The organism is Aestuariibacter sp. GS-14 (genome assembly GCF_006494365.1).
In the GTDB taxonomy this organism is placed as follows: domain Bacteria; phylum Pseudomonadota; class Gammaproteobacteria; order Enterobacterales; family Alteromonadaceae; genus Alteromonas; species Alteromonas mangrovi.
Window position 1 is genome coordinate 298,968 of sequence record NZ_VHIP01000001.1, and the last position, 23,548, is coordinate 322,515.

20 protein-coding genes are annotated in these 23,548 nt (G+C 48.2%); 1 reads left to right on the forward strand and 19 read right to left on the reverse strand.

Annotated features, from left to right (window positions below):
- Window positions 1–2: 2 nt before the first annotated feature.
- The 16 genes from FJ444_RS01290 to FJ444_RS01365 all read right to left on the reverse strand — a co-directional run bounded on the left by FJ444_RS01290 (window position 3) and on the right by FJ444_RS01365 (window position 17,954).
- On the reverse strand, window positions 3–242 hold the full coding sequence (locus FJ444_RS01290; RefSeq protein ID WP_140956100.1) for a tautomerase family protein: 240 nt from the start codon (window positions 240–242) through the stop codon (window positions 3–5).
- A 24-nt stretch (window positions 243–266) separates the two neighbouring features.
- Entirely contained in the window at window positions 267–1,061 is a 795-nt protein-coding gene (dmpH, locus tag FJ444_RS01295; RefSeq protein WP_140956101.1) for a 2-oxo-3-hexenedioate decarboxylase, read from the reverse strand.
- Window positions 1,058–1,855, reverse strand: coding sequence for a 2-oxopent-4-enoate hydratase (dmpE, locus tag FJ444_RS01300; protein WP_140956102.1), 798 nt, complete (start codon window positions 1,853–1,855; stop codon window positions 1,058–1,060). The genes dmpH and dmpE overlap by 4 nt, the downstream gene beginning before the upstream one ends.
- A 9-nt stretch (window positions 1,856–1,864) precedes the next feature.
- Window positions 1,865–3,325: a 2-hydroxymuconic semialdehyde dehydrogenase gene (locus FJ444_RS01305; RefSeq protein ID WP_140956103.1), complete on the reverse strand. Its 1,461-nt coding sequence runs from the start codon at window positions 3,323–3,325 to the stop codon at window positions 1,865–1,867.
- A 187-nt stretch (window positions 3,326–3,512) separates the two neighbouring features.
- Window positions 3,513–4,574: an NADH:ubiquinone reductase (Na(+)-transporting) subunit F gene (locus tag FJ444_RS01310; protein ID WP_140956104.1), complete on the reverse strand. Its 1,062-nt coding sequence runs from the start codon at window positions 4,572–4,574 to the stop codon at window positions 3,513–3,515.
- Between the two features lie 2 nt (window positions 4,575–4,576).
- A complete protein-coding gene (locus tag FJ444_RS01315) occupies window positions 4,577–4,951 on the reverse strand; it encodes a phenol hydroxylase subunit P4 (protein ID WP_140956105.1) in 375 nt (124 codons plus the stop codon).
- A 76-nt stretch (window positions 4,952–5,027) separates the two neighbouring features.
- Window positions 5,028–6,542, reverse strand: a complete 1,515-nt coding sequence (locus FJ444_RS01320; protein ID WP_140956106.1) for a YHS domain-containing protein — start codon at window positions 6,540–6,542, stop codon at window positions 5,028–5,030.
- A gap of 9 nt (window positions 6,543–6,551) precedes the next feature.
- The gene (locus tag FJ444_RS01325) at window positions 6,552–6,821 is read right to left on the reverse strand and encodes an MmoB/DmpM family protein (protein WP_140956107.1); all 270 of its coding nucleotides are present in this window, start codon (window positions 6,819–6,821) and stop codon (window positions 6,552–6,554) included.
- A gap of 8 nt (window positions 6,822–6,829) precedes the next feature.
- Window positions 6,830–7,828 carry a phenol hydroxylase gene (locus tag FJ444_RS01330; protein WP_140956108.1) on the reverse strand — a complete coding sequence of 333 codons (999 nt, stop codon included), beginning with the start codon at window positions 7,826–7,828 and terminating at the stop codon, window positions 6,830–6,832.
- Window positions 7,829–7,853: 25 nt separating this feature from the next.
- The gene (locus FJ444_RS01335) at window positions 7,854–8,135 is read right to left on the reverse strand and encodes a phenol hydroxylase subunit (RefSeq protein ID WP_140956109.1); all 282 of its coding nucleotides are present in this window, start codon (window positions 8,133–8,135) and stop codon (window positions 7,854–7,856) included.
- 18 nt (window positions 8,136–8,153) lie between these two features.
- Window positions 8,154–9,083, reverse strand: coding sequence for a catechol 2,3-dioxygenase (locus FJ444_RS01340; protein WP_140956110.1), 930 nt, complete (start codon window positions 9,081–9,083; stop codon window positions 8,154–8,156).
- A 396-nt stretch (window positions 9,084–9,479) separates the two neighbouring features.
- Complete coding sequence (locus FJ444_RS01345) at window positions 9,480–11,195, reverse strand: sigma-54-dependent Fis family transcriptional regulator (protein WP_140956111.1); 1,716 nt, start codon at window positions 11,193–11,195, stop codon at window positions 9,480–9,482.
- 105 nt (window positions 11,196–11,300) lie between these two features.
- A complete protein-coding gene (locus FJ444_RS01350) occupies window positions 11,301–13,715 on the reverse strand; it encodes an RND family transporter (protein WP_140956112.1) in 2,415 nt (804 codons plus the stop codon).
- Window positions 13,715–14,845 carry a YCF48-related protein gene (locus tag FJ444_RS01355; protein WP_140956113.1) on the reverse strand — a complete coding sequence of 377 codons (1,131 nt, stop codon included), beginning with the start codon at window positions 14,843–14,845 and terminating at the stop codon, window positions 13,715–13,717. Before FJ444_RS01355 ends, FJ444_RS01350 begins: the two co-directional genes overlap by 1 nt.
- Window positions 14,846–14,904: 59 nt before the next feature.
- The gene (locus FJ444_RS01360; protein ID WP_219993856.1) at window positions 14,905–16,254 is read right to left on the reverse strand and encodes a DUF1329 domain-containing protein; all 1,350 of its coding nucleotides are present in this window, start codon (window positions 16,252–16,254) and stop codon (window positions 14,905–14,907) included.
- Between the two features lie 20 nt (window positions 16,255–16,274).
- Complete coding sequence (locus FJ444_RS01365) at window positions 16,275–17,954, reverse strand: DUF1302 domain-containing protein (protein WP_140956114.1); 1,680 nt, start codon at window positions 17,952–17,954, stop codon at window positions 16,275–16,277.
- Between the two features lie 279 nt (window positions 17,955–18,233).
- On the opposite strand from FJ444_RS01365, the gene FJ444_RS01370 reads away from it, so the two are divergent.
- The gene (locus FJ444_RS01370; protein ID WP_140956115.1) at window positions 18,234–19,151 is read left to right on the forward strand and encodes a LysR family transcriptional regulator; all 918 of its coding nucleotides are present in this window, start codon (window positions 18,234–18,236) and stop codon (window positions 19,149–19,151) included.
- Between the two features lie 61 nt (window positions 19,152–19,212).
- Here the strand turns inward: FJ444_RS01370 and FJ444_RS01375 are convergent, their stop codons facing one another.
- The 3 genes from FJ444_RS01375 to FJ444_RS01385 all read right to left on the reverse strand — a co-directional run bounded on the left by FJ444_RS01375 (window position 19,213) and on the right by FJ444_RS01385 (window position 23,389).
- Window positions 19,213–20,559, reverse strand: coding sequence for a sigma-54 dependent transcriptional regulator (locus FJ444_RS01375; protein ID WP_140956116.1), 1,347 nt, complete (start codon window positions 20,557–20,559; stop codon window positions 19,213–19,215).
- 3 nt (window positions 20,560–20,562) lie between these two features.
- Entirely contained in the window at window positions 20,563–21,717 is a 1,155-nt protein-coding gene (locus FJ444_RS01380) for a PAS domain-containing sensor histidine kinase (protein ID WP_140956117.1), read from the reverse strand.
- A gap of 247 nt (window positions 21,718–21,964) precedes the next feature.
- Window positions 21,965–23,389, reverse strand: a complete 1,425-nt coding sequence (locus FJ444_RS01385; RefSeq protein WP_140956118.1) for a sigma-54 dependent transcriptional regulator — start codon at window positions 23,387–23,389, stop codon at window positions 21,965–21,967.
- Window positions 23,390–23,548 lie beyond the last annotated feature (159 nt).

A 23,548-nucleotide genomic window follows, 5' to 3' on the forward strand; every position in this document is an offset into this window, starting at 1 on the left:
TTCTATTTCCCCTCTGCATTTGCTGGTAACGTCTGTACTACAGACTGTTGGGCACTCGCTCGCTCCGACATTGTCATGCCTGAGACAAAAAAGTCGTGTTCGCCATGTTCCGTGATCAAAATTCGAACCGACTCCCGTTTTACACCAAGGGATTCAACCAGGGCGTCAGTAACCGCTTTGGCCGCTGTCGCTTTCTGTTCTTTGGTTCGACCGGTCATCAGATGCATTTCAAGAATTGGCATGAATGTTTTCCCTCATCAGCCGGCTTACTCGAACCGAAGACTGACACTACCCAAATCCTGATAACGTGCGATGACGTTATCTCCCGGCTTTACCGCAACGGCAGCGGTAATCCCACCGCTCATTACAAAACTGCCAGCGGGCAGGATTTCACCCATGTCGTGCAGAATATTAACGACCATGGCTACCGCATCAGCCGGATGCCCCATTACGGCAGCGGACGATCCCATTTCAACAATTTCACCATTGAGCTCCATCGCTACACCAATGCCATCGACTTCGATATCATCAACATAGCGGGGACGACCACCTGCAACGAAGCGTGCCGACGAGCTGTTGTCTGCTATCACACTGGGTAAATCGAACTTGAAGTTTTCATAGCGCGAGTCAATTACTTCAACCGCAGGCATAACAAAATCCGTAGCGGCCAATACATCTGCGCGCGTGCAGGCCGGACCGCTTAAATCCGCTTTAGTGACAAAGGCCACTTCACATTCCACTCTGGGATGAACCATGTCGTGTGTGCTAATAGCGGTGTTTTCCGGGCGCGACATGGCGTCGGTCAGAAAGCCGATCGAGGGTTTATCTACGCCCATCTGCACCATTTTTGCTTTCGAGGTTAAACCCGCTTTCCAACCAATCAGTTTTTCACCTTGCTCAATAAATCGCGCCCGCAATGCATTTTGTACGGCATAGCCGTCTTCAACCGTCATCTGCGGAAATTCTTTGGTGAGCATCGCAATATCATGTGCGCGACGCTGAGCGCCTTCTACACGTTCACAAAAACGTACAATCTGCTCTTGCGTTAAGTTGGTTTTCATACTTTTGTGCTCCCGGCAAAATTCACTTTACAACCGCCCACTCCGGCGATGTGACACACCAGCTCGTCACCGTCGGTGACAGGGACCAGTGCAGACTGAGAGCCCGACAGGATCACTTCACCTGCTTTAAACGGAATGCCCAGTTCACCTAGCGTATTAGCCAGCCAGGCAACCGCATTAAACGGCGAACCCTGCACCGCAGCCCCAACGCCCGTTGAGAACAACTCGCCATTTTTGTAAAGCGTCATACCTGCCATAGTGATATCCACTTTACGTGGATCTGCCTTAATGTTGCTGACCACATAAACGCCACAAGAGGCATTGTCTGCAACCGTATCCTGGATTTTGATTTTCCAGTCATTGATACGCGAATCGACAATTTCGAAACATGGACTGACATAATCCGTTGCCCGGATAACATCGATGGCGGTGATCCCCGGACCAATCAGATCTTCTTTTAATACAATCGCCAGTTCCGCCTCTGCTTTGGGCTGAATCAGCTCATTCAAGTCAATCGTTTCGCCTTCCTGATACACCATCTTGTCGGTTAATTGACCGAAATCAGGCTGGAATACACCGAGAAAATCCTGCACGGCTTTACTGGTTACCCCGATTTTCTTACCAACTATTTTTTCGCCTGCATCGAGACGTCGCTGAATAAACTGCAACTGAATTTGATAAGCCTGTTCCAGCGTGATGTCGGGGTATTGTTCAGTGAACGGCACTAATGTATTGCGGGACACCATAGCTTCATACAAGGCATTCCCGAGTGTGTTAATTTGCGAATTATCCATGATGGTTCCCTATAGTTTTATGCACACGTTGCGCAATTCGGTATAGAACTCAAGGGAATGCACCCCACCTTCACGGCCTATGCCTGATTGTTTTGAACCACCAAATGCAGTGCGCAGGTCGCGCAGGAACCAACTGTTCACCCAGCAAATACCTACATCGATATTGGCCGCCATGCGATGAGCTCGGGGCAGATTGCTAGTCCAAATGGTAGTAGCCAGCCCGTACTCAGTATCGTTGGCAAGATTAACGACCTCTTCTTCCGTATCGAAGGGACGAATGTGGCAACAAGGGCCGAAGATTTCTTCGCGAACCACCGTTGCATCATCAGATAAGCCGGTCCAGATTGTGGGCTGGATCCAGTTGCCGCCTTTCAGCGCCTCAGGCACGTCAGGTACGCCGCCCCCTGTTACCACGGTAGCGCCCTCCTGAACTGCTTTGTTGTAATAGGACAGCACTTTGTTCTGATGCTCTTTACTGATTAGCGGGCCATAATTAACGCCTGCGTCTTCGGGCCTTCCGTAGTTAACGGCTTCTGCTTTTTCTTTCAGTGCGGATACGAATTTGTCGAAAATAGGGCGTTCAACGTAAACGCGTTCGGTGCCTAAACACACCTGACCGGAATTTAAGAACGCTGAACGTGAGATACCTTCGATCGCTTTATCGAAATCGCAGTCAGCAAACACGATACCCGCGTTCTTGCCGCCCATTTCAAATGACACATCGCGTGTGCCTTCCGCCGCGGCTTTCATGATGGCAGTACCGGTGCGGGTCTCACCGGTGAAGGTAATGGCATCGACATCTTTATGCTCAGTCAGGAATGCGCCTGCCGAATCCGGTCCAAAACCATTCACTACGTTGTAAACACCTTTGGGTACGCCCACTTTGTTCATCACTTCGCCCAGTAATACCGAAGTCAGTGGCGTTTCCTCTGAAGGTTTAACCACCACGGTATTCCCACATGCCAAGGCGGGCCCAACTTTCCAGGTCATTAACATGAATGGCGCGTTCCACGGACTGATAACGCCTATCACGCCTTTAGGGGTGCGAACACCGTAGTTCAGCGCGCCAGCGCCATCTGGTGTATCCAGCATGAAACTTTCCGTTGGCACGTTTTTGATAGTGTCAGCAAAGATCTTGAAGTTTGCCGCGCCGCGAGGAATAAAAACATGACGCATCACATGCGATGGCTGGCCGGTATCCGCCATTTCAGCTTCAACAAAGTCTTCGAATCGACGTGTTATTTCATCTGCCACTTCGTAGAGCATTTCAACGCGTTGATTGGTGGTAAATGTTGCCCATTCACCTGATAAAGCCGCTTTTGCAGCAAGTACAGCCTCATTCACATCACTGCGTCCAGCTTCGGCAATACTGGCGATAACTTTGCCTGTAACCGGAGATACTTTGTCAAATCGCTTACCATCTCTGGCTGCAACAAACTCCCCTCTTATAAAATTATCTACTTGGCGCATATCAATTCTCGCTTATGGCTTTGAGCAAGCCCTTAAATTTATATTTACATCTCAATAACACATAGGGTCAGTGTAAATCCCACTACACATACCGTCTAATACCATTTACCTGACAACTTAATACCCTGAGGGTATGAATTAAGTTACAAAAAAACACATCCCTGTGTGCAATGGTTGGGTAACCTGATTAAATGTTTTTGAACAATGGACTGCGCACTTGTTGCGCATCGGCAGCTGAGATAAATTTCTCGGTATAGATGTCTCTTTCAAATAGCCGCCCCTGCATTAGCGTGTTTATGCAGGCGTCGATCATAAGAGGCGGTCCACACAGATAGGCCTTATGGCCACTGAAGTTGCCGTCAAATGCCCGTTGAGCAGCTTCATGAACAAATCCGGTTTCGCCAGCCCAGTCGGGCTCATCACCAGGATCTGATAAAGCGGGAATATACGTAAAATTGCTGAACTTCTCTGCCAGCGCTAAAAACTCGTCGTGATAATAAAGCTCAGTGCGGGTGCGCTGACCATATACAAGCGTTATTGGGAGGTCACAGCCTTCCTCCAACAGCTCTACAATCATGGAGCGAGGACTGGATAATCCCGAACCGCCCGCCATAAATATCATGGGCATATGAGCGGATTTTTTCACAAAGAAGCGACCATATGGCCCACTCAGTGAAATGTCATCGCCCACTTGCAGTTGCTCGTGAATGAAGGCGGTGCCTACGCCTCCCGGCACTTTGCGGATATTCAATTCAATTTCACCGGACTCAGCAGGTGTACTGGCAATCGAGAATGCTCTGCTACCGATTTCATCAGGTAAATTCAAATTAATGTACTGCCCTGCCTGAAAATCAATGCCATCGACATCTTCCAGTTTTAACCAGATACCTTTAATGGTTGGGGTGAGATCTTCAATACGACTTACCGTACATTGATAATCCTTAACAGGCAGATTGCGGGAATCCGGATCGTCTTCAATCTCTGCTTCAATAACCAGATCGCTTTCTGGTATTGCGCAGCAAGCGAGACATTTATTCTCATCCCGCTCAAAGTCCATAAGAGCAAAACTCGATGCTTCGCCGTGATCAACCTCACCTTCAAGCACCTCAATTTTACAGGTAGCGCATAATCCATGGCAGCAGGCATGAGGCAGATAGATACCCGCCCGCAATGCCGCATCCAGAATTGTCTGGCCCTCATCCACTTCTACGGTTTGCCCCAGCGGTTCGATAGTGACTTCGAAGCTCATACTTATTCTCCCTGAGGCCTTTCTTGTGGCTTCACCAAGGTGGATAAACCCGGGGTTTTGAAACGAAATTGTTCCTTGTGAACCAACCCATTTTCCTTCACGGTTTTATTGAAATCCGGTGTCCAGGGTTTGCCGCTTTTGGTCCACTCAATGGTATCCCAATCGATTTTGTTGAAATCCGGGTCAGGCTGCATGAGCGGCTTAAGTTGCTGCTCAAGGATGTCTCCCAATTTCTGGTCGGGAGCACCAAATAACATAAAGGGAGCAGCCATAAGCATGTGGTGATCCCAACATGCAAATAGCAACTGATGCCCATAAAAATTTTCGACTCTGTCTTGGGAAGGAAATTTGTACTCGCCGTTTGCGACAACTGCCATAATTATTCTCCTGCTATCGCCTGTCTTATTGAGGCGTTGGCCACCTGCTGTAGAAGATGGCTGTTACATACTTTGGTTAGTCGGTAGACACCTGTTTACGCCATTTTTCGAAGTTTGCTTTGTCTTCTGAGTTGGCGTAGTCACCCGCTGCGGTTGGTTCAAGGCTTACCCATTCCATCCAGGCTGCCAGGTCACCTTTCAGCGGCGCTTGCATCAGCGCAGGCATGGGTAACCAGGCCTGAACATACTTTTCAGGCTCTTGGTCGAATACGTGCTGACAACCATCAGAACAGAAGTGATATTTTTCACCTTCAAATTCCGTTTCGCGATGAGCCAGTTGGGTAGGATCATCCGGCTCCGTAAACAAGCAGGGAAGCTGACAGGTCTGACACAGTTTGGGCAGACCAAAGTTATTGTATTCACCGCCTGCTTCTTTCTGAGCAATGGCATACTCCCAGCGGGGCAAATAGTATTGTTCGAAAGTTGTTGGATACTTTTCTTTTAACCACTCAATATCACTGGCGGTCGGTGTCCATGAATGGAAAGCGGTACCGAATTTCCACTGATACAATCCCAGCATGATTTGATGCGAAGTATGGTCAATTGACTTTTCTACATCATCCCAATGCATAGGTTGACGAATGCCATAGCGGGCTAAATCGCGGAATAATGCATTACCGTTTTCCACACCATAAATATTCCAGGCTTCACGCCAGGACATGACGCGCTTGGGCAACATGTAATCCATCATGGCAGCCACTAACGTCAACAAACGACAACCACGCCAGAACCACTTATCAATCCATTTTTGCACAATGGGAATGTTGGCCGGATCCTGTTCGAGCATAAACTTAATGCATTCAAGGCCCAGCGTCATATGACGCGCTTCATCAGATTGTGCAGAGAAGCCAAACGTACAGGTTGCCATATCTCCGTTGTATGCTGCACCGGACATAAAGGGCACAAACAGCAGGTTGGTAAGCACGTATTCAAAAGAGAAACCAATTGCAATCAAAAACTCAAACGGTCCGGCGGACATGGCATCATCAAAAAATGAACGCGGTACCGATGTGTACCAAATGCGGTCGCGCTGCTGCGCAAAATCCTTAAAGCCGTTATAGTACTTGTTGTAATTCGACATGGCATGAACCTGAGTCTGCGCGTGGCGAATTTCGTCAATCGACTGCATTTGACAGGCCACCTGAGGGCCTACTCCGGCAAACTCACGTCCCACTCGAGCAAACCCCCGGTGGGCAGCATATTCACCCGGACTAATCCCCTGCAGGAATAACTTGATTGCGGTTAAATAACGCGCGTCAGTCACATTCAAATGACCATTATTCTGCGCGTGAGCATCAATAATCGCGTAGTACTTGCGTTCCTTTTCAGCCTGGTATTTCCAGTACGCATCCATCGTTAAACGGAAAGGATCTTCCCATTTAGACCAATCGTGAATTTTAATGCCTTCGTAATCCACGTAGGGGTAGATTTCTTTTTCATCGCGATAACTTGGCTCCCAGGCCAGATCACGTGTCATCAAGCGATACTTCTCTTTAACGTTCAGTTTTCGAGGGGTCTTTTTAATATCCACAATAACCTCCTAGCTGTTCCAGGTGAGTGTCAGCGCGTCTTCGTCTTCATCGACGTTCCCGCTGAGCGTAATTAGGTTGATGTTGAGTTCCTGCATATCGAACTCACGGCCAATTTCTTCTTCGATGGTTTCGCGACGCACAACCAAACGCCCCTCAGCCTGCACTTTAACCATGGCGGGCTCGTGGATAACTTCAGCGAGTGGATTGTCCTGCTCGATGGCATCAACAATCGGGCGGGTATCTTCGTTAGCCTGTAAAATAATAAATACTGTTGACATGAGACTTCCTACCTGAACAGGCCTGCTTTACTGGCGCGTGTCATGAGTTCATCATGAACTTCACTCACCAGCTCGTCGGCATCATTGCCTTGGACAGCCAGCGCGACGACTGGCAATAACACAGAGGTGAAATGATTAGCAGCGCTACCTACCCACTCTTCCAGTACAGCTTTATTTTGCGGCGATTCATCGGCCATGGTTTTCAATACCGAGTCTACCCAGCGAACCGACTCCTGATACCAGTTGGTCATGAACTGGGTAAGAATGGAGATACCTGAGCCGCCAAGTTCTAACAGGTGTTTATCTGCGATGCGCTGATACACCAATGGGTAAAGCAGCCCGTCCAGAACAAAGTTCTGCTTAATAAATACTTCGACGGGATCGCGCACGCACATGAGATCTTCCAATGAACGACGCAGAGGTTGCCACGCATCACTGTTCATCCAGTCCTGTTTAGCAACTTCAAGTGATTCAACATCGCCGATCATCAGGCCCAGACGTGACAAATATTGGGCAATGCCAAGATTGTCCATGGCATGGTAAATACAGGGTTGGGTAAACACGGTACCGTAGCCGTAACCGCAAACCAGGGTGTTGTTTAAGTTTGACGCATAGTTAACGTGACGCAGAGGAATCAGCAGATCCTGAGCGATTTTCAGTACCTGATCGGGCAAATTCTCAATCAGATTAAGAGACTCAACCGTTTTGAAATTTGACTCCATGGTTTCCTGTTGCCGGGCCCGTGTCAGCGTGTAGGTGCTGTAATAAAACTGGCGTGGATCTTTTAAGTCATACCAATCAGTCATCCGGATTTTACTTAAATTGGGGTCGTAAAGTTCCTGTTCCGGTGCCCAGGTTGGCCTGTAGTGTAGATTTTCTGTGGCCTGCAGATCGTAGCTCGCCTCCTGATAGCGCGATGGTATTTTCTTGTCGCCGAAGCGACGTTTCAAATGTGTAAACGTCTGATTTTTCTGTTCGATATTGACGGTTTGTACATCTATTTGCATAACTCTTTCCTCTTAACCTGAATGGCTACTCACCACGAAAATGATGGGTGGCATCGTGCAGACTCCAATTGAAGGCGCGCTTTTCCTCGTCATCACAACCCTGGTTGTCCTGTTCAAGCAAGATCGCGTTTTGTTCGACACAGAACTGTTCAAAGTCGTGTTGCCGGAGCACCATTTCTAACGCCACTTCAGGCTGGCCTACACTAAAATCAAACTCGACAAATCCGTCGTCGCGCCTGCCCGTTACCCGCACAAAATGCAATGATGTGTCGAACTGTTCTTTGGGCGCTGCAATACTGTCGTTCATGATTTACCCTCCGGATCCTTAGCTCACTACGGTAAGGAAGCTTTCGTGTAATTTGCGCTGAGGGTAATCCAGGCCCTGAGCGAAGTTATCCCAGGTCCAGGTAATAGTGTCGTAGTCGGGGTAAGGGTGATAGCCGCCCATAAAGGTTTCAAAGCGGTTACCGGATGGATCCCAGGCGTAAATGGTGCAGCCTCGGGTGATACCATGGCGTGTCGGGCCAATATCAACAGCCACTTCGTTCATCGACATAATGTCACCTGCACGAAGCACCTGCTCCCAGCTATCCATTAAGAATGACGTGTGATGAAGTTTGCCTGGCTCAGGATATTCAACAAAAGCGATATCGTGTACTTTATGTGAACAGGACAGCCAAATTCCCATTTCAGTTTGATTGTCTTCCCCGAGCACGCGCTCAACCAGGAAAAAGCCCAGTACATCTTTAAAAATTGCTTTTACCTTTGCGATATCAGGTCCGTACAGCAGCATATGATCAAGGCGAAGTGGCGCAATTCCGTGCTCACTTTGGGAATACCAGGGCGCAGGGTTAGTGAGTCCCATGCCGTTGCCCACTTTCGTTTTCTCTGCAAACAACTCAAACTCGTGGCCCGATGGCAAGGTAAATCGAACACGCTCACCGGTTTCCAGCATATCACCCGCTTCAATACGACGAGTCTCCACGCCGTAGGCATTTAGGTCTTTTTCAAGCTTATTGAGGGTTTCACTGTTCAGCACTTTAAAGCCAACAAAATCCACACCGGCCTGATCGGCTTCGCGAATGATATAGCTGTTGTGGTCCTGTTCGTCCCAGCATTTAAAGTACACACGCCCCTGATCATCCCGACCAGTCTCAACAAGCCCCATCACCTCACCATAAAACTTAACGGCTTCATCCAAATCTAATACACGTACTGCAACATGCCCTGGCCGTAATACACCTGTCATCGCCATAATATGTTCTCCAATTTTTGTTTCTGTTTTTCATTTTTGAGTTACATTGCGTTAACTATTACAGATACCATGCCAACTATTTAAGTCGCTGAATTTATTAAAATTTATCAAATGTAAGTGTTTAAAACCGATCAATTGTTAATAAATATTTAACGATTTTGTTAAACGCTTTTAACGGCATTACATTTTTGTAATGCTGAGAGGAACAGTGACAATTTAGGGTTGAAGTAATGCGTGTATTAATGAGTAAGCACGCAACCAGAATTGAAGTGAAGTAAACGCAATTAAGACGAGAAAATTGTTCGTATGACGAAAATAAACACTGAGTGAAGGTGGCAAATAGCAGAGGTGAAACAGGTTGTCAGTGGGCTGCTGACAACCTGTATATAGAATGGCTTAACGGGGTTTTTCGTTGATTCGGTAGGCGAGTTGACGACGGGTTACACCCAAATACTGGGCGGCATGGGTCAGATTGCCATTGGCTTTTCGCACTGCCGCCTCAAAAATCTGTTGTTCGTGTTTGTGCAGATTAAACTCATCCTGCTCTATCAGCCCATCGTAATACTGATCACTTTGCGGGTCCTCACAGCTAAGGGGTTGAATCAATCCTTTGTCATTTACCTTACTGACACTGTGATGCTCAATATCAACATCAATGTCAGGCGGGCTGACAAACAAATGTTCCAGTTCGATTAAACCGCCTTCGGTAGCAAGTAATACACCCCGTTCAATAACGTTTTCCAGTTCCCGTACATTACCGGGCCAGTCGTACAATCGCAGAACCTGCATAGCCTGCTCAGACAGGCCTGACAGACGTTTTTGATAGCTTTGGGAAAACTTATCGATCATGGCATTGCATAAAAGCAAGATATCCGCCCGTCGATCCCGCAACGGGGGAATACTCACCGGATAAGTAGCAATGCGGTAATAAAGATCGGCGCGAAACTTACCCTCTTTAATAGCCTTTTGTAGATCTACGTTAGTCGCCGCAACGAGCCTGACATTGACTTTTCTGACTACATCATCACCGAGGCGTTCAACCTCGCCACTTTGTAATACTCGAAGCAGTTTTACCTGGGCTGAAAGAGGTAAATCACCCAGCTCGTCAAGAAACAGAGTTCCTCCATCAGCGCGTTCGAATCTACCCGGGCGGGATTCCTGGGCCCCGGTAAACGCACCTTTTTTCACCCCAAACAACTCTGCTTCTATGAGTTCGTGGGGAATTGCACCGCAGTTTACCGCAATAAATGCATTCTCTTTGCGGCCACTGTGTTCATGCAACCAACGCGCGAACACTTCTTTACCCACACCGGTTTCACCAAGCAAAAGCACATTGATAGGCGAATCAGCAGCGCGTTTTAACAAGTTAAGCGCACTGGTAAACTCTGGCGATGCTCCCACCAGTCCGTCAGTGTCGTAATTAGCCTGTCGTTTCCCCCGAAGCTGACTGAGTTCTTTTTCAATCTGACGTAAAGACGGATTCAGGGGGTCATCACGAAACAAGTCGATGTAGCTTTCGTCGTCCCAGCAATCGGCGGGTTTACCAACGAATTTACAATGATGATCACCTGTGCACATGCACTGGGTTTCTTTAAATACAATAAAGCGACGAAAGAAGCGGCTGGTATATCCGGAGGCGTAGCCAATAATTGTCCAGCAAGCCGGATCGTCAGACAGTCCCATAGATTGCAATTGCGCTTCTGCCTCCCAGGAATTTTCGACTATCACTTCACCGAAGAACCGCCCGGTCTCCCAGTCGATTTCCGCTTCGGTAATATGCGATCTGACATGCCCTTCAAAGGCGTGTAACTCTGGGCCGATGCGGAATACATCATAGCTGTTAATGTTGTCGGCGAGCTTATGCGCCAAGTCGGCATCCTGCTCACCTGCAACAAATCCTATGCGGATCAGTAATCGCTTTACCGTATCGTCATCCAAATAATCAAATAACTTGGTACGCAATTCCATTAACGCTTTGGCGTGTAGCAGTAATAGCCGGCTCTCGCCTAACCAAATTTTACCTGTTTCCTGATTAAAACGCAGTTTTGAGCGAAGATCGAAGCGGTCGACAACGTCTTTTTCTTCCTGCGCTATTTTTTGAGCTGCAATCATACTTCTTTCCAAAAACAGGGGTTAGGAGCAATTCGCTTCATCATACCTATTTACCGCAATAGTGTTAACACATTGTAAATGCAAAATACCGGCCATTGACAAAACCTATAATGCCTTTTCACGTTGCGTAATGTTTTTCACTGGCAATAAAAATCGCGCTAACGCGGGTAGCAGGATAAGTGCCCCTAACATGTTCCAAATGAACATAAAGGCCAGCAATATGCCCATATCAGCCTGGAACTTAATGGGTGAAAATACCCAGGTAGCTACTGCAATTCCCAGCGTAATACCTGTTAACACCACCACTTTTCCAGTAAACAGCAAAGCATCATAGTAGGCATCCGACAGGCTTAATCCATCCTGTAACCGGGTCTTCATAACAGTAAGAATATAAAGCGCGTAATCCACACCTATTCCGACACCCAGTGCAATAACGGGTAATGTGGCCACCTTTACGCCAATATTCAGCCAGACCATTAGGGCCTGACACAAAATGGACGTCAGCATTAGCGGCAAAATGGCGCACACTACGGCTCGCCAGGAACGGAAAGTAATGAAAGCAAGTACAATGACAGCCCCATATACATATAACAACATTTGGGTATTGGCTTTCTCCACCACAATATTTGTAGCGGCCTCTATACCAGCATTACCCGCCGCATTCAGGAACTGATATTTTTCGGTGTTGTACTGTGCAGCAAAGGCTTCAACTGTATGTACAACGTCGTTAAGCGTGTCAGATTTATGATCTGTCAGGTAGGCGAAAATGGTAAGCAAGTCACAGTTTTGATTGAACATTTCACGCGGAGCACGGGTAATGATAGCGTTTAGCATTCCCTGAGAACGCGGAATACCGTACCACTTTAAATTGCCTTCATTCATACCAGCATTGGCAACCTTGGCCAAACCCGCTAACGAGGACGTGGTAACCACCCCCGGAAGCTGACGTAACTCCTGCTCCAATGTATCCACCGCCATCAGGGTATCGTAATGGGCACAGGCATATTGTTCTGTCTTAACCATTACCACATAGACATCCGAACTGGTAGCGTAGTTTGCAGTCATGAAAGCATTGTCGAGGTTATAACGAGAGTCGGGCCTAAGCTCCGGTGCGCCCTGATCAGTGTCACCAATTTTCACATTCATACTGACTATACTGCCTGCAATACCTAAGAAGATGGCACTAACAACCGTAGCCGAGGCGTATTTTTTACGTGTAAACAGGTCCAGAAATGCCCAGAGTGGGTGCTTTTTGTGCGCTACATCAGCGTTATCTCGCAATTCTGCTTTAATACTCCGCTGCGCGGCAGATGCATCAACACCGGTGTAGGAGAGCAATACAGGGAGCAAAATAAGGTTGCTGAAAATCAGTACCGCAACACCAATACTGGCGGTCACCGCCAAATCCTGGATCACAGGAATATCGATGACCATCAGCACAGCAAAGCCTACGGCATCTGATATCAGCGCGGTTATCCCGGCCAGAAAAAGTCGACGGAATGTGTAACGTGCCGCCAGAAGTTTGTGAATCCCCCGTCCGATGTCCTGCATAATGCCGTTCATCTTCTGCGCGCCATGACTCATGCCAATAGCAAATACCAGAAATGGCACCAGTATTGAGTACGGATCCAATTCATACCCCAATGTAGGTAGCAGACCAAGCAGCCATATAACGGCAATCAAGGAACAGCTGACAACTAATAATGTACTGCGGAGGCAACGCGTATAGACAAACAGGACGGCGGTTGCGATGGCGATCGTTATTGCAAAAAATGCCAGTACCTGTTGGAGTCCGTCGATGAGATCACCAATGACTTTGGCAAAGCCCGTGATATGGATTTCGATACCGTCTTTCTGATATTTCAACCGAAGCGTTTCAAGCTTTTCAGAAAATGCCTGATAATCCAGTTGATTGCCATCCGGATCCACTTCTCGTAAAGGCACCAATATGATACTCGATGCATAATTGCCCGATACCAGTTGCCCTACTTCACCAGAACGTTCTACATTTAATCTCACCTGATCCAGCGATGCCTGAGAACCGTCATAGTCATCGGGAATCACCGGACCGCCATCCAGACCTTCTTCGGTAACACCTGTCCAGCGCACAGCTGGTGTCCACAGCGATTTCATAAAAGGCCGCTCAACACCTGGCATCAAAAACAATTCATCATTTAACTGTCGAAGCGTGTCCAGATAGTGCGCGTCAAAAATAGACCCTTTGGTATTATGAACTGCTATTCGCAGCGCATTGCTGGTATCCGACAGCTGTTTTCGATTATCCAGAAAATTAAGGATATACGGATGGTTACTGGGGATCATTTTTTGAAATGCGGCGCTCAGCGTGAGTTGCGCAGACTGATAACCCAGCACGCAGGTGATCAGTAAACATAGCAGTATTATCAACGGCCTGAAGTTAAATATTGCCCGCTCAAGTAGTCGACCAGAACGGGTATCAAAGTCTTCAAGGTGTCGAATAAGTGTTTCGCCTTGTGACGTTAACGGAGTGTGGTTGGTCATTATTGTACTTCCCCGCTTAGTAAATTAGTGTCTGTGACTACATGGGCACCACGTGCTGTTGAAACAGCAAAGCCATTGGGGATCTGAATAATGTCGGTGATACCACCAAATGGCGCCTGCCCCATCAGGCTGAATGATGTTGCAGCGTCGCGGCTCAGGAAAAGTTGACCGCTTTGATCGGCGAGTAAAATTGTTTTTTCGCCGGTAACCAATCCACTGGTTAAGGTGACTTCAGAATCGAGTTCAACTCGTTTCCATCGGCCTTTACCTTTGTTTTGACGCCAGACATTTCCGCGCAAACCAAACAGCAATCGGGTCCCATCTTCAAACAACAGGCCATCAAAGAAGCTACCGTAATAAGGCGTCTCAAGTGTTGAAAATGTACTGCCGTCATCGCTAGAAGTGAAAACAGCAGCCTGCTCACCAAGAAAAATCAGTTCATTGGCCGAACGAACCACTTTATATAGGTGTTTGCCTGAAGGATTAGGCAGTTGCGCAATGATGGAATGCCAGTGCTCCCCACCATCATTTGTTGCGAAAGCCAGTCCATAGGCACCAATTGCCCATCCATCGAACTGATTGGCAAAGTAAATATCTAAAATAGGCTTATCGGCACCTTCCTTAATCAGGTAACCGGCATTACTTCTTGCTCGCTCTCCTCGCACATCACCTGCTTCAATAAGTGATTCTGCCTCAGCCAAAGCGAGTTGAGCTGCCTGTTCGCCATCGAGCTGTTTGTGCCAGGTATTTCCACCATCGTTGGTTGCCAGTATCACGCCACTGTGACCAACCGCCCAGCCATTCAAAGGATCGCTGAACGTAACCGCCGTTAACGTAACTGACACAGGCACAAATTTGGCCTGAACCCAGTGCAGCCCCTGATCATCCGACTGCAAAATTACACCGCGCTCGCCAACAGAGATTAACGTGTTACCAGCACGAGCCAAGCCCAATTGAAGTGCCTGAATACTGGCCCTGTTTTGCTTTGCAGGTGACACAAGAACATCCTTGAGTGTAGATTCGGCAGTGCCTTCTGCAGTCACTGAAGATGGCGCAACCAGTAACAGAATAGCCAGAAAAAAAGAAGACGAAGAAAAGCCGAACAAGCTATCTACATTATTTCGTTTCATGAACACAATCCCGGATAGGTATCAGTGAAAAGGCCCGAAATAACGGGCCTGAACAAGGGTTAGCGAACAGCATCAGCTGCCACAGCATCACCGGTAAAGAAGGTTTCAGGTTTAACGTCAACCACCCGGAAAGTCTCTCCGTTAAGTGACTGAATGACACTCATCGTCTTCGCCTGCAAATTGAACACGGTTGCCGTTTTAATTAGTGTCGCAGGTACGGCAGGCACCACGAAAGGAGTAACCTGAGTGGTTCGCCACAAATTGCCTTCAGCGTCGAATCCGTCCATCAACAAAATAACCCAGGAATCTTCGTCTATGTAATACGTCCGGGTAGGCACAGCGTGACGCTTGCCATCTGCAACGGTTGCCTTAACTTCCCATACGCGATGCTTTTCCCAGCGAACGTGTTGTGGATTCAAGTGAAAATCCGCAATAGCTTCTTCTGCACTTGGCGCAATAAAGCCGTTGTTGTTGTAAGGAACAAATAACTCTTTCTTACCTACCAATTCCCAGCTGTAGCGGTCAATATGCCCCAACAATCCCTGAACTTCATCGAAGTAGTTGGCGCCTGATGCAACAAAGTCAGGCGTATCATAAGCAACGGTAGGCGCCCGACGAACCCGACGCTGCCCTAGTAGGTACTGCCAGGCCTTGCGCGGGTTATCAGCGTCAATGCTGTCGCGAATGACCAGTGATTCACCTGCTTTAAATGGCGGCTCCATAGTATTGAACCGGAACATTGAATATTCGCCATTCCAGTTATCCGGATCCGCATCACGGTAATAAGGCGGGTACTGGAAAGAGATTTCGTTGCGGGTTGCCAGCGTATGTGAACCATCCGCGTTACCTACCACATTTTTAAAAGTGTATTCAATGGATGGCGCTTCTACCCGTAGCAGGAAATTCCACATTACCTCAAAGCCATTTTCAGGCATTGGAAACGGAATACCACCGATACAGCCTTCGATGCTGTAACCACCTTCGGCCAGTTCACAATTGGTCACGTTGGCCTTAACTGCATCGTAAACATAGGTCGGTGCAGCGGCTGTGCGGTGCGACGGATAGATATCAAGGTAAAAGGTGTCCGGGTACTTCTTCAGTAACTCGATGGTTCCACCGGAAAGCTGCGCAGCGTATTGCTGGTAATTGCCAGCATCAATGCGATAGAGCGGTTTTTCATCAGCAAATAGTTCCAACGGTATATCTCCCGCATGCTTGCCGGCCAACTTTTCAGTCTGACCTCCAGTCCACGCCGGGATCGAGCCATCGGCATTACCCGCCGCAATGCCTCCCAATGGTGTTAATTCAGTGCCGAGTTTGGCGGCATCTTTACCAGCGGCCATGGTGGCAGGGACAACAGCCAAAGTCAGGGCCAGCGTCATTGCGGTACGAATTTTATTAAACATCATGATTCTCCTGTCTTCGAACATTAGAAAGTGCGTTGAACCGACAACGAAATGAAATCCCGGTCGCCGTGAAAGTTTTTGTAGGAAAGCGTGGGCACTGGCGTGTCGTATTGAATAACCGAGCCTGCCTCGCCGAGGTATTTGGTAAAGTTCACGGCAAATCGCCATGTGCGGTTGTAATCACCTTTAAGACCAATGCTGGCGTTTCCGCCATGCTCAGCGGGGAACAGAACCCCATTTACCGAAGAACGACCGTCAATGCCATAACCAAACCCAATAGGCACCTGCAAATCTAGGCCCGGTAAAACCTGGAAGTAATCCGGCACAAACACAAATTGAATAGCACTGGCATTTTCGGTTGCCAGCGGATCCAGTTGATCAGCATTTTCAGAGATATTCAGGCGGCGGTTAAACGCAAACTCGCCGATGAATGAAGCAGCATCCCACACACTATTTTCGTTCAATATTGTGATCATCGACGCATTAAAGTGGAAGGTATCGCCACGTGGGAAGGCCGAGTTGTCGCCCCCATCAGAAACCGTATCACCGGGCAAAATAACCGTGTTACCCGTGGCCACCAGTGCCATATCCTGACGCATCGACATTTCAGCTGCGATATTAGTTTCTCCCACCAGTGTGCTCACACTCAGGCCATAAACCTTAATATCTTCAGCAAACACCTGGGCGTAATCACCAATACCACCGTCTCTCACATTGATACCGGGACGAACATAAAACTGTGGTAGCTTGTCGTGGAATTGTGCCGCATAGAAGCCAACTTCATAGTCGTTTATTTTATAACGGGCCTGAAAACCAAATTGCCCGGAATCGTCAGCAGTAATATCTTCTGTGCGATGCACGATGGTACCGGGGCCTAAAATAACCGTTTCACCGCCCTTATCCACGAAATCGGCAAATGCAAAGTAGCTTCCCGCGGCAGGAAGGCGTGACTTGCGCCATTCAAACTGATAGTACGCAGCCAGGGTTAGCTTTGAGTTAACCTGCAGCTGAGCGGCTAACTGACCGGTGGGTCGTGCCACTTCCTTAAATTCAGACTGGGGGACTGATAATGCGCGGGCCAGATCCAGACTGGTCATCGCGCCGGCAACCGCATTCGAGCCAAAGAACAGACTCTCACCATAGAGTTGGGTAAAGCGACCCGCTTTCACATTCAGTTGCTTGCGGCCGAAGTTAAACCCGCCATACACAAATGCATCCATAATTTCGCCGTATTGACCATGCAGATCTTTGGTTTCTTCAGCGAACTCACCAGCAGGAACCGATTGCGCGTTAATCAGAGCCCCACCTAACGCTGCCGGGTTATCGTTGCTGTCGTGATATACCGAGTCATACCAGCTGGCCGCACTGACGCGAAATCCGTATTGTTTTTTGTAGCGCAAATCAAATTCTGAGAGTAAATCCAGGCGATTCGAAATTAACCCTTTACCGAAATTAAGATCACCGTCATTAGTATTGGCCTGGGGGCCAAGCGATGCGTCGGCAACGTTGGGATCAACATCAGCAACCCTGAAAGAAGCGCTGTATTTCACAGTATTGTCCCAACGGATCCGCAAATCCGGGTTACCGGTATCAATAGTTGTAGCCTCGGTGTGCGCTGAAACCGTCAACCCAAAAGCGACGGCGGCGGCGAGTGCGTTGCGTGACAACGTTTTATTATTTTGTTTCACCCACACGTCATTCATTGTGTTCCTCCTAGAGTGTTTCACTATGCTGAGTTGCGTGATAGTGCACTCCACTCCAACTACTATCGAATCCACTAAAGAAGCCGCATTCGCTACCGAGTGTGGTGTTAAGAGCACCCGAACAAACTGAATCAGAGATGGTTCGAGATGCCTTTATCACTGCATAAATCACGCGTTGTGAACGAAATGTATAATTACTGTTAATTACCTTCCAATACTATTGACACCCCCTCTTGATACCCTTAGGGTATGACAGGTTCATATAAGGAGTAACCTCTGATGGATGTTCGACAGTTGCGTTATTTCGTCGCAGTAGCGGAAGAAAGAAATATTGGTCGTGCTGCGAAAAGATTATTTATTTCACAACCGCCGTTAACCCGACAAATTCAGCAATTGGAAGATGAGCTTCAGGTAAAGCTGTTTGAGCGCACCGCTAAGGGTGTGGACTTAACGTCTGCAGGCCAACTTTTCTTACGAGAATCCCGCAATATTTTAAGCCTCATTGAACTGGCTCAGGAGCGCACGCAGCGCGCTGGAAAAGGTCAGTTGGGCCGACTGGATGTTGCCATATTTGGCTCGGGGATCCTCAATACCATTCCTGACATTCTGAAGCGCTTTAAAGCGGCCTATCCTGGTGTCAATATCGTGCTGCATCAAATGAGCAAAGCGGAACAAATTGAAGCACTCAGACAAAAGCGCATCTCAGTGGGATTTAACCGCCTACTGGCTCCCCTGCCAGACATTGACTCAACAATGATTTTACGAGATACGCTCATGGTGGCCATTCGGGAAGATCACCCCCTGGCTAGCCAAAATGTTATTGATATCAAACAACTGGATAACGAGCCTATTGTTGTATTCCCCAAAGGCGCGCGTCCAAATTTCGTAGATTTGGTGTCGCGAGTCTTTCAGGATTCAGGCACCAGTATGAATATCTCGCAAACCGTGATAGACGCGGTTACCGGCATTGCGTTGGTGTCGGCCGGATTCGGTTTTTGCCTGATCCCCAGTTCAGCCAGTGTGCTCAAGCTTCCTGGTGTAACCTATTTACCGTTAACTGGCTTACCGAATAACGCCACGGTAGATTTAAGCTGTATTTATCTAAAGGAAGATGATTCACCGTTACTGAGCGCATTTCTGGCTATTGTTCACGAATATAAAGCCAGTTCATTAGACGCAACGGTTAAACAACGCTAGCCGTCAGTTTGTAGCGCCAACATGAAAAAAGGCGCTTCAGCGCCTTTTTATTCAGTGAAAATCATGCTGGCACGTCTATGCCCTGATCACGCATTCTTGCCAGCTTATAACGAAGCGTACGCGGGCTGATCCCCAACTTCTCGGCAACATCTTTGCGCTTGCCTTTACAGGCATTCAGCGTATCTAAAATGATCTGATGTTCCTGATGACGAAGCTCTGAGCCCAGGCGACTGTTGTCTTCTTCAGGTTCATCGAACACAGGTGAACTAGCTGGTTGCGCTGACAACGACTCAATCATCAGGTCGGTTGCGTCAATAGTAGTCCCTTCACACAGGATTAATGCGCGTTGACACACGTTTTCCAGTTCGCGTACGTTACCTGGCCAGGCGTGTTGCAACAGTTTATTGCGGGCCGAAGCACTCAGCGTAAAATTACCCAGTCCTTGCTGGCTTGCATGCCGCGAAATTAGATGCTCAGCCAGTGGAATGATATCCCCACTGCGCTGACCCAAGGGCAACCAGGTGATCGGAAATACGTTTAAGCGGTAGTACAGGTCTTCTCTGAAGTCCCCTCTCGCCACAGCTTCTTTTAAGTCACGGTTGCTGGTAGCGATCACCCGCACATCCAATTCAATGGTTTTACGCGCCCCCAGACGTTCAACTTCTTTTTCCTGTAACACCCGTAACAACTTAGCCTGTAACGCTAAATCCATTTCAGTAATTTCATCGAGTAACAACGTACCGCCCTGGGCTTGTTCAAACTTGCCCGGACAAGCCTGAATTGCACCGGTAAACGCGCCTTTCTCATAGCCGAATAACGTTGCTTCCAGCATATTTTCCGGGATAGCCGCACAGTTGATAGCCACAAACGGATTAGCGGCGCGCTGGGAATTGTCATGGATGTATCGCGATAGCACTTCTTTACCTGAACCACTCGGTCCCAATACCATCACGGTGGCTTCCGAACGGGCAACTTTGCGCGCCAGCGTTAGTAACGCTTCACTGCGCGGATCGCCTACCACCGGCTGACGAGATTCCACTTTTTGCGCTGGTGCATAACGACTAACCAAATTCAGTAACACTTCAGGAGCAAACGGTTTCGACAGGTAGTCGGTTGCACCATCACGCATTGCCTGCACCGCATCGTCGATGGTGGCATAGGCTGTCATTAACAAAACAGGTAAATTGGCGTCTTTAGCCTTAATTGCTTTAAGCAGTGCCAGTCCGTTCATTTCGCCCATTTGGATATCGCTGATCACAATATCCACCGGCTGCCGCCCCAGCATCATAATGGCTTGCTCAGCGCTGTCTGCCGCGACAACCTGATAGTCTGCCAATAACAGCGTATCTACCAACGCCTCACGCAGGCCGGCATCATCTTCTACGATCAATACAGTTGTTTTTGGCATGAATTACCCCTTAATGACCGACGTTAATGGTTCAACGTCAGTGGAAAACGCCCGCGGCAGCATTATTGAGAAACATGCACCGCCGTCTGGCAAATTGGTTACCTGAATTTTACCCTGATGCGCATTGGCTACTGATTTCACCACTGCCAAACCAAGGCCTGTACCATGAGTTTTGGTAGTGAAAAACGGCTCAAAAATCTTTTGTCTTACCGTGTCGCTCACACCCGGCCCCTGATCGGATACAGCAACGACCAACCAACGATTTTGCAACCGAAACTGTACCTGAATAGTGCTCTCTTTAGGGCTAATCTGGCTGGCGTTTTGAATGAGGTTTAATACTGCGCCTTGCAGTGCAGTAAGGTTGCCGGTAATGCGCGCGTCAATATTCTGGCCTTTGAAAACCAGCTGTTGATTCATGCCCGCTGCCATGGTTTGCGCTGTGGCTTCGATAGCATCGAACAGGGTTTCAACTGAGATGTCGTTGACCACTTGTTGTTCGCCACTTTTGGCAAACAACAACATGTCATTTACCTGACTCTCTAACTCTTTTAAACGGTCTTGCAGTTTATTGGCAAACTGATGACTGGCATCAGCACCTAACCCCTTACGGGTTAAATTGGCTGCATATAGCATGGCAGCCGATAATGGCGTGCGAATTTGATGTGCCAGTGAAGCAACCATTTTTCCTAATGAAGACAATCGCTGTAAATGACTCAGGCGCGCCTGCAACTGACGGGTTTCGGTAAGATCAGTGAGCACGATAAGCTGGCCGGGTTCGTTCACCAAAGGTGTGATAGATAGCTTAACTCTGCGCCCGTCGAACAACGACACTTCATGGCCATCATCCGCTCTTGGTTTAAATGAACGGGCAATAATGGTTCGCCACAATTCACCTTCCAGGGGTTCGCCTAAAAACACTTTTGCCTGCTCGTTGGCCTGACGCACGATCCCCTGAGCATCGATTACTACTACGCCAGCGGGCATAACCTGTAACAAATGGCTCAGCCGCGACGCCTGTTGTTGGAGTGAGGCCAGTTCCTGTTGCTGAGCTTGTGCTTTGTCACGGGCAACACTTAAATCTGTGAGCGTAGCGCCGGCGCCGGACTGGGCGTCGGTGATATCCTCAATGAGGTTGGCAGAACGACTTTTTAATGCCATGGGATCCTCGTCAATTTGCAGACACTATTTAACATATCCAAGGGGATAGCATTTGCCGTGCCAAAAATTAACGACTATTTTTCAATGAGTTATAAATTGCCGCAGTGGCAATATTATGTCAATTTACTGACGAAATAGAGATAATACCAATTTGCATACAGAGGAAGTGAATTACTTAAAATAGCGATGTGAATTGCGAAAGTGATGTGGCAAAGCGCTTAATTCAGCGCCTAAAAGTACAACTGACTTATCGCTGAATATCGTATTTACGCATTTTTTCGACCAGTGTTGTGCGGCGCATACCGAGTTTATCAGCTGCACGTGCCACAACCCAATCCTGTTGTTCGAGCGCTTGTTGAATGAGATTAATTTCAAGCTCTGACAGATATTCTTTGAGGTTAACACCTTCGTCAGGCAGAAAGCCATTCATGACAGGCTCCGCTTCAGCTTCATCCTGCGCGGCACTTTCGGCGAACAAAGCATTAAATGCCTCACGCTCCAGTACTTCTTCCGGGTAGTCGGGCTCAAAAGGCTCTACATCGCCATATTGGTATTTTGGGGGTAATTCCTGAACGTCAACAATTTGTCCTGGATAGAGGATCATCAAACGCTCAACCAGATTAGACAGTTCCCTTACGTTACCTGACCAGTTATGCTCCATTAGGGAGCTGATTGCACGCTCGGTAAATTTAACCGGCTCGACACCTTCTCCGTGGATCCGGGTAATGAGCTCCTGCAATAACAACGGAATATCTTCACGACGCTCGCGCAATGCGGGGCTATCAATAGGGAATACATTCAGTCGGTAATACAAGTCTTCGCGGAATTTGTCTTCCGCTATCATTTTTTCCAGGTCCCGGTGCGTTGCAGCAATAATGCGCACGTTACATGCCATCGGCTTATGACCACCGACCCTTTCAAAAATGCGCTCCTGCAATACACGCAGCAACTTTACCTGCATCTGCAGTGGCATATCGCCAATTTCATCGAGGAACAACGTACCGCCTTCAGCTAATTCAAAGCGACCTTTTCGCGAACTAATCGCACCAGTAAATGCGCCTTTTTCGTGACCGAAAAGCTCACTCTCCAGCAGTTCACCGGGAATGGCTCCGCAGTTCACAGGAATAAACGGGCCATCTTTGCGCTCGGATAAAAAATGCACGTTGCGGGCAACCACTTCCTTGCCTGTACCGGATTCACCCAAAATCAGTACCGTTGCATCGGTGGGTGCGACCTGCTCCACTAACCGGCGCACTAGTTGAATTTGCTCGCTCTTGCCAACCAGACTACGGAACAACCGCGTCTTCATGGGCACAGCACTGTTGCGCACAGGATGACTGCGAATGTATTCCTGACAACGGTGAATGGCCTGGGTGAGCACAGGGTAAGTAATCGGCAGGTTGACATGCCCTACCAGATTGCCAACTGTAGGAACTGGCTGTTCCCCCGTGTGAACAGCCACAAAAGGATGCATAGGAAACGACTTCACCAGGGCAATCGCCTGTTCGTCGGAAGACACATCCAGCAACACCGCGGTAGGTGATAACTCGGTTAATTGTGCAGACGCTTCAGAAACAGCGAAGGAGCGGCAGGACTCGCCCAAAAATGTCAGAATTGTTTGTAAATTCTGAACCAGAGCTTGGTTGTCACTGACAAGCAGAATATCCTTCATTCGTTCCCCGAAACGCGTTTGTTATTATTCACTAGTTTATACCAATCCTCGCGCATTTGTGCAGTGGGGCAGCAAAGTTCTTTTGGAGAATTGCCATATCCCATCTTGGCGGCAGCTTGGCAGCAGCCTGGCAACATTTGTTCAAGTTGAAATTTGCCG